This window comes from Tabrizicola sp., from assembly GCF_030694085.1.
GTDB lineage: Bacteria > Pseudomonadota > Alphaproteobacteria > Rhodobacterales > Rhodobacteraceae > Tabrizicola.
In genome coordinates this window covers 58,902-70,556 of the sequence record NZ_JAUXZE010000046.1, presented here as the reverse complement: position 1 = coordinate 70,556, position 11,655 = coordinate 58,902, and the positions used below count along the sequence as shown (strand labels likewise).

Below are 11,655 nucleotides of genomic sequence, written 5' to 3'. Positions count from 1 at the left end.
TTCCCGGTGCCTCCCCTTCCCCTCGTGGGGAGGGGATGGGGGTGGGGGCTGATTGCGATCCCGATCAGGCGCGTCCCGACGACATCCAATAGCAGGCATCAACGCCGAACGCCCGAGCACGCCCGACGGGTTCGGGGGCCGCGGTCATCGAAGGCGCTCTGGCCGCCTTCGTCAGTGGCCTGTCACATCGACCGCCCGGTCTTCGCCACCAACGGCAGCGGAGTCAAAACCTGGACCGCCACCCCGGCCCTCGCAAGCGTGCTCGGGCGTTCGGCGCTGACGTCCTTCCACTGGAAGGCCGTCCGGGCGCGCCTCACCCCTTCGGCGGCGTCCACACCTCCACCAGAGCGCCCCCCCTCCGCCCGCTTCCCCGGCCAGTGGTTCCAGAGCGAATCCGGCCTCCACCAGAACTGGATGCGCGACTACGACCCGACGACGGGGCGGTACCTCCAGGCCGACCCGCTGGGGCTGATCGATGGGGCGTCGGTCTACGGCTACGTTCGCCAATCGCCCATGATGCTCACAGACCCGACCGGCGAGTGCCCGTGGTGTGCGGCAGCAGCTGTTGCAGCGGGCGGCGCCGTGTTGGGGTATCTACTTAACCAATGGGCTGATTACCTGGAGGATGAAGCGGGTTGCGGGCCTTGCACACCACTTTGGAACTCTGATCTTCTAAGCGCATTTGCCGGTGCTAGTGCAGCTGATGGGAGTGCAGCAGCCGGTCCAACGCGAGCCAAATTCTCTGGCGCAACAAAAGGCACGTCGATTCTCAGTAGTGCCCTGAGAACCTTGCTTCCGCAACGCCTACCAAAACCTGTCTACACTCCAAGCGCACGATGGCCTTGGCCGAAGACAGCAGGCGTCGGCGCGGCAGCAGGTCGATGGCTGCCCGTGGCGGGCTACGCGATGATGGGATATGACGCTCTCCGTATCATAAGGTGTCTGACCAAATGAGTGTGGTTCTTCCAGAGGATCTTGTAGAGATCTTACGGGATCATTTTCGAGTCGATATCTCAAAACTTGATCCCAAGACACGCGTAAACCGGGACCTCGGAATTGATGGTGACGATGCGCTTGAATTGTTAGAAATGATTGAGACTCGGATGGGCCGAAGAATAGATCTCGACTTCGCACGCTACTTCTCTGGTGAAAACCTGTTTTCTGGATGGAAGGAGGATCTAAGTCTTTCAAAACTAGCTGAGCTAATGGCCACTCCCACGATGAATAGCGACCCGCCAGATATGTGATCTCGGAAGCTCGTCCAAGCGGCACGTACGACTATGCATAAAGCCAGCCTTAGGGTGCGTGATTTCACGCACCATTTTACAGGCGGAAAGGTGCCGAGTCCTTTCCCCCGCCCACACTCGTCCGTACTCCCTCCCAATCCTTAACATCACCCTAACGCCCGCGATCAAGCCATTGATCTGGCAACATTTATCGAAACTGTCCACCGTGGACACCTCTCCCCTGAGGCCGCAAAACCCTCCCTCGCGTCCCCTCCATCCGCCCCCTCACCGCGCCGCCCCCGGTCCCCCTCCCCCGATTCGCCGCGCCGCCTAGGACAACCACCCCACCGGCCCCCTGACCCACGACCCCCTCCGGCCCGCCCGGACCCCCATCGCCGTGACCCAAGGCGGCGTCATCTCCTTCGTCCGTGGCCTGTCACATCACCCGCCCGGTCTTCGCGACCAACGCCAGCGGAGTCAAAACCTGGACTGCCACCCCGGCCCTCGCAGGCGTGCTCGGGCGTTCGGGGGGAAAACGCTCCACTGGAGCGTTTCCTGATCCCCCTCACCCCCTTCGGCGGCGTCCACACCTCCACCCCAGCGCCCCCCTCCGCCCGCTTCCCCGGCCAGTGGTTCCAGTCCGGTGAGCCGGATCAGTGAGCGCTCCAGTGGAGCGATCACCCGGCGAACGCATCCACCAAATCTGGATGCGCGACTACGACCCGACGACCGGGAGATACCTCCAGGCCGACCCGCTGGGGTGCCTCATCTTCCCTAACGCCACCCTAACGGCCACAGACAACCTGTTGACATTAAATGAACTCGCCAACCCGTCCCGCGTGGACACGCCTTCAGATCCCCATCCCCACCTTCCGCCCCTCATGGAACGCATAGGCCGCCAGCCGGGGCGCCGCGCAGTCGCCGATCCGGTGCAGCACCTTCCCCGGAATCGCCTCTGGCAGCACATCGAACGCCCGGTTCGTCGTCGCCATCACCAGGGCCGAGGCCGCGATCACCTCTTCCTCCCCGGTCAGGAACGACCGCACCGTCACCCCGTTCCCGTGCCACCTGACCAGCCGATGCTCCGCCAGCATCCGCACCCCCAGCGCCCCCAGCCGCCGCCGCACCGACCCGTCTGCCGCCGTCCGCGCCAGCGCGGCCCCGACAAAGGCCCCCGGCGTGACGATGGTGACCTTCTTCCCCTGCTCGGCCAAAGCCCAGGCCGTCCCTACCCCCCGCCAGTTCCCGCCTTCATCATAGACCACCACCGCATCGCCCAGCCGCGCCTCGCGCCGCAGGACCGCTTCGGGCGACCACACGCCCCCCGCCTCGATCCCCGGCAGCGAAGCCTCCTGCGGGACCCACCGCTGGAACCCGGTCTCGTCCGGCAACGACCCCGTCGCCACCACGACGACCGAAGCCCGATGCCCCGCCACTTCCTCCGCCTCCAGGAAGGTGTTCAGCCGCAGCCGCACCCCCAGCTTGTCAAACTGCCGCTCATACCAGTCCATCAGCTCCAGGATCTGCCCCCGCCGCGGCTGCATCCCGGCCAGCCTAAACTGCCCGCCGACCACACCCGAGGCCTCGACCACGTCCACCCGATGCCCCCGCTCAGCCGCGACCCGCGCCGCTTCCAGCCCCGCAGGCCCCGCGCCCACCACCAGCACGTCCTTCGCGTCGGCCGCAGGCGAGAACCGATCTCCACCCCACTCGAACTCCCGCCCGGCACTCGGATTGATAAGACAGGAAATCCAGTAGTCCCGGCTCCTGCGCCCCCAGCACATCTGGTTGCAGCTGATACACCCCCGCACATCCCCGGCACGCCCTTCCGCCACCTTCAGCGCCAGATGCGGATCGGCGATCTGACCCCGCACGATCGACACCAGGTCCGCCAGCCCCGAGGCGATGATCGCCTCGCCATTCTCCGGTGTCCGCACCCCCGCCTCCGACGTCACCACGGCGTGCTGCAAGACCCCCTTCAGCTGAGCGGTCAGCGGAGTCGTCAGCTTCTCGCCATGCGTGAAGGGCGGGATGATCGACTCGAATTCCAGATAGGACCCGGCGCCCACGGTGACGTAATCCACATGCCCGGTCCGGTCATGCAGCTCCAGAATTTCGGTCAGAGCCTCGGCTCCCAAAGTCACCTCGTAGGCTTCGGAGTAGCTCACCGCCAAGCCGACGACGAACTCCTCCCCACAGGCCCGTCGCACCCTCTCGATCAGCTCCCGAGAAAATCGCGTCCGCCCCTGCAGCCCGCCGCCCCACTGGTCGGTGCGCTGGTTCGACCAGGGCGTCCAGAACTGGTCCAGCAGCGAATGATACGCCGCCCAGACCTCCACCCCCTGAAACCCCGCCGCCTTGGCCCTGACCGCCGCCGCGACATGGGCGTCAAGCAACTCCTCGACCTCGGCCCCCGTCATCGCATGGCTGCCGTCGCTGTCGTGGTAGGACGGCCCCCCGGACGGAGACCAGTGCGGCGCAAAGCTCAGGTCGGAATCGCCATGCGCGCCGATGTGGTAAAGCTGCTGGATGATGACCGCTCCCGCGTCTTTCACCTCGTCGGTGATCGCGCGAAAGGCCGGAATTACCGCGTCATCCGAATGAAGGAAATTGCCCCGCGTCAGCACCCCCGTCCGGTGCACCGGCACGGGTTCGGCCACCACCATCGCGGCCCCACCCAGGGCGCGCTCCAACAGGTACTTGCCAAAGCGCGGACCGGGCATCCCCTGGTCCGACATGTTCGCCGTATGCGCTCCGAACACGATCCGGTTGCGCAGGGTGTGGTCGCGCAGTTTCAGCGGGGACATCAGGCGGGGATGCTGGGTCATGCGGGCCTCCATTGACCCGCATGTCAGCAATTCTCGACACCTGTGTCAAGTTTTAGCGCGACGTGTCAGCCAGTGCCAATTTTCTTAGAAGAAAATTGCAAATTCCTTCGAAGGAATTTGGCGCCTGGCCCGACCCTTACTCCGCCGCCACGTCCCAGCCCGAGATCGCCTTGACCTCCAGGAACTCCTCGATCCCCCAGACGCCACCCTCGCGCGCCCGACCGCTGGCCTTGACGCCCCCGAACGGTGCGCCCGCCCCCCGGGACTTGCCGTTCATCTCCACCATCCCCGCCCGCAAGGCCCTCGCCAGTCGGTTCCGCCGCGCGCCATCCTGCGACTGGACGTAGTTGGTCAGCCCGTAGGGCGTGTCGTTGGCGATCTGCACCGCCTCGGCCTCGCTGTCGAAGGGGATCATGCACAGCACCGGCCCGAAGATTTCCTCGCGCTCGATGGTCATCCCGGGCTTCACATCGGCAAAGACTGTGGGCCGGACGTAGAAGCCCTTGTTCATCCCCTCTGGCAGGCCCAGCCCCCCGGCCACCAGCCGCGCGCCCTCATCGATGCCCTTCTGGATGTAACCCTGGATCTGCTCCCACTGGCGCTTGTTCACCACCGGCCCGATGTGCTTGCCTGGCTCGCTGGCAGGGCCGACCTTGATGCCGTTCGCCACCTCGGCCGCAATCTCGACCGCGCGGTCGTAGAACCCGCGTTCCACCAGCATCCGGGACGGCGCGTTGCAGCTTTGGCCCGAGTTGTTCATCAAGTGCCGCACGCCGCGTTCCACCGCACGGGCATCGGCGTCGGCGAAGACCAGGTTCGCGCCCTTGCCGCCCAATTCCAGCGTGACCCGCTTCAGCGTTTCAGCCGCCGCCTTGGAAATCGCCCGCCCGGCACGGGTGCTGCCGGTAAAGCTGATCATCTCGACATCGGGGTGGCTGGACAGCCGTTGGCCGACCCCGGCTCCGTCACCGTTCACCAGGTTGAACACGCCCGGCGGGATGCCCGCGTCATGGCAGAACTCGGCAAACAGCATCGACGACAGCGGCGATTCCTCGGACGGTTTCAGCACACATGTGCAACCCGCCAACAGCGCCGGGATCACCTTCAGCGTCACCTGGTTCATCGGCCAGTTCCAGGGCGTGATCAGGCCGACAACCCCGATGGGTTCCAGCGCGATCATCGTGTCGGGCGCGTGGGGACCAAGCGGCCTGATCCAGTCCATGTGATCGAAGGCCTTGAGGAAGTTCTTCAGATGCCAGGGCAGGCATTCCGCCTGATCATTCCGCGCCATGTCGATCGGCGCGCCCATCTCGATGCTGATGGCATGGGCCATCTCTTCCTTGCGCTTGTTGTATTGGTCCAGGATGCCCTCGACCAGCCGCCGCCGTTCCGCCGGATCGGTCGCAGCCCAGCCCGGAAACGCCGCCTTCGCCGCCGCCACGGCCCGGTCGGTATCCGCCTCGGACCCCAGGGAAATCACCGCGCAGGCCTCTTCGGTCGAGGGATCGATGACTGGGCAATCCTGTGCCGCCAGCGGAGCGACCCATTTCCCGTCGATGTAGAACTCACGTTTCGTGATCATGGCTGGCCTCCGAGGGATTGAATTTGATCATATCCTGACAGGTGCGGGCAGGGGCCACAAGGGCCGGGGGCAAAGCTTGCCAAGTCCTTAACGTCCGCATTCAAGTCATTGATTTTCCTGGGTCCAGAAATCTGTCCACCGTGGACACATCAGCTCAGCGGCCGCACCATCGTCGTCGAGGATGCGAATCCGAACAGGAACCGCAGCATCCCAAGCTCCTCGGTCCGCACTGCCCGGAACCCCTGCCGTTCGTACAAGGCCCGCGCCCGGAAGTTGTCCTGCACGACATCCAGCCGGACCGAGCCATAGCCGCGCTCCGCTGCCTCGTGATACAGGGCCGCCAGCAGCATCGACCCCACCCCCTTGCCCCGGTGGGCCTTCCCGACGCAGATCCCGTCGATCAGGAAGCGGTCGTTGTCAACCTCGCGCCCCAGCGCCCAGAGGACGCTGCCCCGCCACCGTCCGCCGATGCGACCATAGACCTCGGTCAGGTCCTCCCAGCTGCCCCCGGCAAAACTTCCCGTCGGGGTCTTGTAGCCGGCAAGCCCGATCAGTTCCCCCCCGTCCCCCACGGCCGAGAAACACAGGTCCCCCCGGATAACCCGCTGAAAGAACCGCAGCGCCCGCTCATCCGGCCCCAGCACCCGGCCAAGCTTGCCCCCGAACGCCTCCCAGTAAAGCTGCGCCGCCTGGGGGCGGAGTTGGGAGTGCAGGCCGCGGAAGATCGTCACGCCCATGCCAAGGCCTCGGCGAGCTGGACGCCGTGGTGGGCGCCGAGAATCCAGCCTTCTTCGGCGGCTTCCGGGGGCGCGTCAAAAAGTGGGGCCAGCCGGTCCGCCAGTGCCAGCCGATACAGCGCCCGCGACAGCAGCCGGACCTGCGCCTGGTCGGCCGTCAGCCCCTCGCCGTTCGCGAGAATCGCCACCGGCCCGGCAAGCAGCGACGGGTAGACCTCGGCCAGCACAACCGGCGCGTCGGGGGCGGCGAAGGGCCAGACCGCGACGCCGGGGAGTTGCGAGAGGCGATGGATCATCGGCAGGCCAAGCAGGCTTTGCGACCCGACAGAGCCGGGGTTGAACAGCATCCAGGGGCTTTTCGCACGCGGGACGGCGGCCTCGGCGGCGCGGGTCTCGGACAGGCCAAGGGTCGCGTAGTCGATTCCCGTCCGTCGGAACGGGAGGCCGGGCCAGCTTTGCCCTGACGGATGGCTCCAGAACGGACCGGGACCCTCGGGGAAGAGGGCGTTGATCCGGGTCGCGACCTCGAACCGGTTGTTGCGGTTGTCGATGTCGGTGACTGCCGCGTCCAGCCAGCGCCAGACGGCTTCGGCGCGTCCTTCGCCGGTCAAGCGGGCTGCGAAGCCTGCCGGGTAGCCCATCGCAAAGTCGAAGCCGATCAGAACCCGCAACCCCTCGGCGCGGGCGGTGTCGATCAGGGTCCGCAGTTGCGCCTCGGCCCCGGCGCGGGTGCGGTGGTGCCATTCGGCCCCGCCCTCGGCATCGTGGCAGCCAATCCAGACCGCATTGGCCCGGTTGGTCGGGCTGGTGGGCAGGTTCGCCGCCGACCAGTCGACCACGATCACCCGATCAAACAAGCCCGACCTCGCGCAGGATGAAATCGGCGACGGCCTTCGTGTCGTTCAGGTCCAGCACCGGGACCGGCAGGCTCAGCGCAGCGTCCGTGGCCACCGCCCGCACCAACGCATCGCCGGGCTGGATCAGCGGTTGACCTGTCTCGGCCCGCCAGACCTCGACCTTCGGATGGGCGTCGCGCTTGTAGCCCTCGACCAGCACCAGGTCGACCGGGGCCAGACGGGCCAGCACCGCCGGAAGCTCCGGTTCCGGCCCCCGGTGTTCCACCAGGATCGCCAGCCGGTCGGCCGAGGCCAGCACCACCTCGCGCGCGCCGGCCTGCCGGTGGCGGAAGGTGTCCTTGCCTGGCTGGTCCAGGTCCACCGTATGATGCACGTGCTTGACGGTAGAGACAGAGACCCCCCGCCCGGTGATCTCGGCCACCAGGCGCTCCATCAGGCTGGTCTTGCCCGAGTTCTTCCAGCCGATCACGCCGTAGACCTTCATGCCGCACCCTTCAGAAGGACCTCGGCCTGAACCAGGTCTTCGGGCGTGTTCAGGTTCAGGAAGGCGCGGGGGTCGGGAAATACGGCGTGGGCTGCATGGTGAGCCTCTGTAAAGCGGGTGACCTTGGCGTGGCCCTCTGCCAGAAAGGCTGCAAGGGCAGGGGCCAGTCCCACCGGCCAGATCGCAGTGGCCGGGTGGGGGCTGGTTGCGTCGGCAGCAAGCGCCAAGCCGTTGGGTGAGGTTTCTGCGGCAAGAAGAAGCTGCGGGACAAGATCGCCCGGCAGAAACGGCGTGTCGACCGGGGCAGAGACCAGGTGCGTCGCCCCCTGCGCCGCCGCCACAGTCAGTGCAGCCAACACGCCCGACAGCGGCCCCTGTGGCGCCACATCAGCGACAACGTGGCAGCCGAACCCGGCAAATCGCGCCGGATCGCCGTTGGCCGAGATCAGCACGCGGTCCACCTGCGGCTCCAGCCGGTCAAGAACGTGACCGATCAACGGGCGACCGGCCAGCTGGACAAAAGCCTTGTCCGCGCCCATTCGCCGGCCTTCACCGCCTGCCAGGATCACCCCGAAAATGCGCAAATCACATGCCTTTCGCGTCGAAGGCCAAGCCTAACGCATCGCGCGCCCGGTTCAAGGGACGCTCACGGCAGCGGCGTGCCGTCGTGCTGGACCAGAAGGACGCCGTGGTTGTCGTCGTCGTCATCGTCGGTGATGACGCGGGTCGTGACACCCGGCAGCTTGCCAAAGGCGGCCGACAGCTTCTTGGGATAGAAGGTCTGTGGCAGGCCTTCGAACCCCGAGACCCCGCGCAGGATCGATGAGGTCGCCTGGGTGCACATCGCTTTGGGCACCGCGCCGTAGGCCCTGGCCCGGGCCAGCACCTGCTCGGCCACCTCGGGCGAGACATAGATCGTCTGCTCTATCGTGTCGTAGGTGACGCGGGTGTGGTAGTCGATGTAGAAGGCCAGCGCCTTGTCGTTCATGCCGAAATGGACGTCATTCCGTTCCGGCAGCTTCGGGTGATACCAGGTCCCGGCCGGGTCGAATATCAGTCGTTCCGAGCCATTGACCAGGATCGCCGAATGAGCGCCCGATCCCGTCCGCTTGTTCACCACGGTGTAAAGCGTGATGTAGTTCGGCGGCCCCTCGACGAAGCGGACGGCATCCACGTGTTCCTGCGGAGCCCATTTCGGCTCGGCGCCGCAGGCGGCAAGGCCCAAGAGGGCGATCAGGCAGAAAAGAAGGCGCATCCGGCCGGGTCCCGCGATCAGGCGTTCACCAGACCCATGAAGACCAGGATCACGACGATGGCTACACTTGCCCAAACCGTCACCCGGATGAATCCCGCAAAGGTCTTTTCCTGCGCGCGGATGTCCATCGAGCCGTGGGCGTGTTCGGAAGTCTTGTGGTCGGCCATCTTGGTTCCCCAGTTATCTCTTTGCAAAAGCCCATAGCCGATTCACCGGGGCCTGTCACGGGGTCGCGGTGTCTTAACCCGCCGATCCGTCGCCAGAATCGCCGCCGATCCAGCCCGGAGTCAGGTGAAAGCCGATCCGGCGCGGCGGGTCGGTGTCCGCCTGTTTTGGAATGGCGCGCAGGGTGACGGAAAGCTGGCTGACATGCTGGATCAGCTGGGTCTTCGCGCCGTCATCATCGCGACCGTAGAAGGTGATGATGTCCGGCTCGAAGAAACCCAGGCCCTCGATCCGCAGCACGCCCGTCTCGTCCGAGGCGAAGCCCATCGCGATTTCCTGCTCGGCATCAAGCCCGCTTTCGAAGTCGCGGATGTACATCACCAGGCGGTCATGCGCCCATTCGGCGGGACTTTTCGGCTTGGGACTGGCGGCGGGCTTCTTCACGGGGGGTTTCTTGGCGGCGGCCTTGGCCATCGGGCGGCTCCTTTGTCTGGGCGGCAGACCTCAACGCAAATACGACCGCCCCGCAAGGGGGTCAGGCCAACCCGGCTTCGGCCTCGATCTGCGCCTTCGACTTCCGCGCCCGTTCGGTCGCGGATTTCAACTGCCCGCATGCGGCCATGATGTCCTCGCCCCGCGGCGTGCGGATCGGCGAGGCGTAACCAGCCTTGTAGATGATATCGGCAAAGGCATGGATCCGGTTCCCGGACGACCGCTTGTACGGCGCACCGGGCCATTCGTTGAACGGGATCAGGTTGACCTTCGCCGGGATGCCTTCCAGCAGCTGCACCAGCCGATAGGCGTCTTCCTTCGTGTCGTTCACCCCGTCCAGCATGACGTATTCAAAGGTAATCCGCTCAGAGTTCGACAGGCCGGGATAGGCCTTCAGCGCCTCCAGAAGCGTGGCGATGTTCCAGCGCTTGTTGATCGGGACCAGCTGGTCGCGCACTTCGTCCGTGGTGGCGTGGAAGCTGACGGCCAGCAGGCAGCCGATTTCCGTCGCCGTCCGGGCAATCTCCGGCACGACGCCGCTGGTGGACAGAGTGATCCGGCGGCGGCCAAGGGCGATGCCCTCGCCGTCCATCACGATCTGCATCGCGTCGCGGACGTTCTCGAAGTTGTAAAGCGGCTCGCCCATCCCCATCAGCACGATGTTCGAGATCAGCCGCACCTCTTCCTTCGGCGCCCCCGGCACCGGCCATTCGTCCAGGTCGTCGCGGGCCATCATCACCTGGCCGACGATTTCCGCCGCCGTCAGGTTGCGGACCAGCTTCTGCGTGCCGGTGTGGCAGAACGAACAGGTCAGGGTGCAGCCGACCTGGGACGAGATGCACAGCGTCCCCCGGTCGGTTTCCGGGATGTAGACCACCTCGACCTCATGCCCGCCAGCGATGCGGACCAGATACTTGCGGGTGCCGTCCCCGGAAATCTGGCGGGTGACGACCTCGGGGATCTCGATGGTGAAGTTGTCGGCCAGAAGCGCGCGGTAGTCCTTGGCAAGGTTGGTCATCAGCGCGAAATCGCGGACCCCCCAGTGGTAGACCCATTGCCAGACCTGACCGACCCGCATCTTGGCCTGCTTTTCCGGGGTGCCGGCCGCGATCAATGCCTCGCGCAGGGCAGGGCGGGTCAGGCCAACGATGTTGGTCTTGTCCGACACCGGCAACTTGCGTGGCAGGGTCAGAACGTCCTGAGTGATCGGGGCGGTCATTCGGGCAGATCCTTTCACGGGGCCTTGTCACAGGCGATCTGAAGCTGGGGCGGATATAGGCGCGGCGTTGTCAAAAGAAAAGCGCCCCGCGACGGGGGCGCCCCTGGTCCTGGAAGTCGGATTACTGGCAGCGCTTCCCGGCGTCTTCCATCGCGGCGGTGAAGCCGCGCAGGCTGAAGGTGTCCTTGGTCTGGGTCCCCTTGCCCGAACGCGCAGTCAAGGTCGCCGTCGTCCCGGCCTTCAGGGCGGCCAGCAGCTTCGCGTCATCCGCGGCGCTGCCCGGCCAGGCCCATTCGCCATCGGTGAACAGCTGGTAGGGTTGGCCATCCACCACCACTTCGACCGTCGAGCCGCCCGCGAAGGGATAGCCGCCGGTAAAGCTGATCTCGCCCGGCTTGCCGGGGCGGAAGGTGACGAACAGCAGGATATCGCCGCGCCGCACGCTGACAGGCTGGCCGTCGCGGGTGTTCACGGTCTCCTTCGGCTTCGAGACGCCCCAGCACTCTTTGGGGCTTTCCTCGGTGAAGACGTTCCAGTCCGTCATCGTCGCGACGCGATTGGTGGATTCCTGGGCCATCACAGGCGCCTGAGCCGCCGCCCCTGCAAGAGTGATCGCGGCAACCGCAAGCGTGCGACCGAAAAAGGAAGTCATGTCTGACGCAGCCTCCAAGCTGTCTTCGTTTCCTGCCATGCGCCGGGCCGCTGCGGCCCTTTTGACTGGCGCGGTGCCGTTCTACCCGATATTCCAGCCATAATCAAAAGCGCTTAGCCGCGAAAGCCCCGTGGGCGACAATTCGCGCACATGTGACG

13 protein-coding genes are annotated in these 11,655 nt (G+C 65.8%); 2 read left to right on the top strand and 11 right to left on the bottom strand.

All coding sequences use genetic code 11. The annotated features are described in order from the left end of the window. Positions 1-6: 6 nt before the first annotated feature. Positions 7-954 (top strand): RHS repeat-associated core domain-containing protein, encoded by a 948-nt coding sequence (locus Q8M85_RS23370; protein WP_371135238.1) that lies wholly within the window; start codon positions 7-9, stop codon positions 952-954. Further along, positions 951-1,247 (top strand): acyl carrier protein, encoded by a 297-nt coding sequence (locus Q8M85_RS11585; RefSeq protein ID WP_305544498.1) that lies wholly within the window; start codon positions 951-953, stop codon positions 1,245-1,247. The genes Q8M85_RS23370 and Q8M85_RS11585 overlap by 4 nt, the downstream gene beginning before the upstream one ends. Before the next feature lie 830 nt (positions 1,248-2,077). On the opposite strand, the gene Q8M85_RS11580 is transcribed toward Q8M85_RS11585, so the two are convergent. From Q8M85_RS11580 to Q8M85_RS11530, 11 genes are all read right to left on the bottom strand, one after another. Further along, the gene (locus Q8M85_RS11580; RefSeq protein WP_305544495.1) at positions 2,078-4,054 is read right to left on the bottom strand and encodes an FAD-dependent oxidoreductase; all 1,977 of its coding nucleotides are present in this window, start codon (positions 4,052-4,054) and stop codon (positions 2,078-2,080) included. Between the two features lie 136 nt (positions 4,055-4,190). Beyond that, positions 4,191-5,636: an aldehyde dehydrogenase family protein gene (locus tag Q8M85_RS11575; RefSeq protein WP_305544492.1), complete on the bottom strand. Its 1,446-nt coding sequence runs from the start codon at positions 5,634-5,636 to the stop codon at positions 4,191-4,193. Positions 5,637-5,785: 149 nt separating this feature from the next. Next, a complete protein-coding gene (locus tag Q8M85_RS11570; RefSeq protein ID WP_305544489.1) occupies positions 5,786-6,373 on the bottom strand; it encodes a GNAT family N-acetyltransferase in 588 nt (195 codons plus the stop codon). Further along, a complete protein-coding gene (locus Q8M85_RS11565; RefSeq protein ID WP_305544486.1) occupies positions 6,364-7,230 on the bottom strand; it encodes a molybdopterin guanine dinucleotide synthesis in 867 nt (288 codons plus the stop codon). The genes Q8M85_RS11570 and Q8M85_RS11565 overlap by 10 nt, the downstream gene beginning before the upstream one ends. Further along, positions 7,223-7,714 carry a molybdopterin-guanine dinucleotide biosynthesis protein B gene (mobB, locus tag Q8M85_RS11560; RefSeq protein ID WP_305544484.1) on the bottom strand — a complete coding sequence of 164 codons (492 nt, stop codon included), beginning with the start codon at positions 7,712-7,714 and terminating at the stop codon, positions 7,223-7,225. The genes Q8M85_RS11565 and mobB overlap by 8 nt, the downstream gene beginning before the upstream one ends. Further along, positions 7,711-8,298, bottom strand: a complete 588-nt coding sequence (gene mobA / locus Q8M85_RS11555) for a molybdenum cofactor guanylyltransferase MobA (RefSeq protein WP_305544481.1) — start codon at positions 8,296-8,298, stop codon at positions 7,711-7,713. Before mobA ends, mobB begins: the two co-directional genes overlap by 4 nt. Positions 8,299-8,360: 62 nt before the next feature. Next, the gene (locus Q8M85_RS11550; RefSeq protein WP_305544479.1) at positions 8,361-8,969 is read right to left on the bottom strand and encodes a hypothetical protein; all 609 of its coding nucleotides are present in this window, start codon (positions 8,967-8,969) and stop codon (positions 8,361-8,363) included. A gap of 17 nt (positions 8,970-8,986) precedes the next feature. Next, positions 8,987-9,136 carry an aa3-type cytochrome c oxidase subunit IV gene (locus Q8M85_RS11545; RefSeq protein WP_305544476.1) on the bottom strand — a complete coding sequence of 50 codons (150 nt, stop codon included), beginning with the start codon at positions 9,134-9,136 and terminating at the stop codon, positions 8,987-8,989. A 73-nt stretch (positions 9,137-9,209) separates the two neighbouring features. Next, complete coding sequence (locus Q8M85_RS11540; RefSeq protein ID WP_305544473.1) at positions 9,210-9,608, bottom strand: DUF6173 family protein; 399 nt, start codon at positions 9,606-9,608, stop codon at positions 9,210-9,212. Between the two features lie 61 nt (positions 9,609-9,669). Further along, the gene (gene rlmN / locus Q8M85_RS11535; RefSeq protein WP_305544470.1) at positions 9,670-10,845 is read right to left on the bottom strand and encodes a 23S rRNA (adenine(2503)-C(2))-methyltransferase RlmN; all 1,176 of its coding nucleotides are present in this window, start codon (positions 10,843-10,845) and stop codon (positions 9,670-9,672) included. 121 nt (positions 10,846-10,966) lie between these two features. Then, positions 10,967-11,497, bottom strand: a complete 531-nt coding sequence (locus Q8M85_RS11530) for an invasion associated locus B family protein (RefSeq protein ID WP_305544467.1) — start codon at positions 11,495-11,497, stop codon at positions 10,967-10,969. Positions 11,498-11,655 lie beyond the last annotated feature (158 nt).

Bases quoted from the DNA above. Each gene is read 5' to 3' on its own strand.
- Q8M85_RS11585 (WP_305544498.1), top strand. From the start codon at position 951: ATGAGTGTGGTTCTTCCAGAGGATCTTGTAGAGATCTTACGGGATCAT.
- Q8M85_RS11580 (WP_305544495.1), bottom strand. From the start codon at position 4,054: ATGACCCAGCATCCCCGCCTGATGTCCCCGCTGAAACTGCGCGACCAC.
- Q8M85_RS11575 (WP_305544492.1), bottom strand. From the start codon at position 5,636: ATGATCACGAAACGTGAGTTCTACATCGACGGGAAATGGGTCGCTCCG.
- Q8M85_RS11570 (WP_305544489.1), bottom strand. From the start codon at position 6,373: ATGGGCGTGACGATCTTCCGCGGCCTGCACTCCCAACTCCGCCCCCAG.
- mobB (WP_305544484.1), bottom strand. From the start codon at position 7,714: ATGAAGGTCTACGGCGTGATCGGCTGGAAGAACTCGGGCAAGACCAGC.
- Q8M85_RS11550 (WP_305544479.1), bottom strand. From the start codon at position 8,969: ATGCGCCTTCTTTTCTGCCTGATCGCCCTCTTGGGCCTTGCCGCCTGC.
- Q8M85_RS11545 (WP_305544476.1), bottom strand. From the start codon at position 9,136: ATGGCCGACCACAAGACTTCCGAACACGCCCACGGCTCGATGGACATC.
- Q8M85_RS11540 (WP_305544473.1), bottom strand. From the start codon at position 9,608: ATGGCCAAGGCCGCCGCCAAGAAACCCCCCGTGAAGAAGCCCGCCGCC.
- rlmN (WP_305544470.1), bottom strand. From the start codon at position 10,845: ATGACCGCCCCGATCACTCAGGACGTTCTGACCCTGCCACGCAAGTTG.
- Q8M85_RS11530 (WP_305544467.1), bottom strand. From the start codon at position 11,497: ATGACTTCCTTTTTCGGTCGCACGCTTGCGGTTGCCGCGATCACTCTT.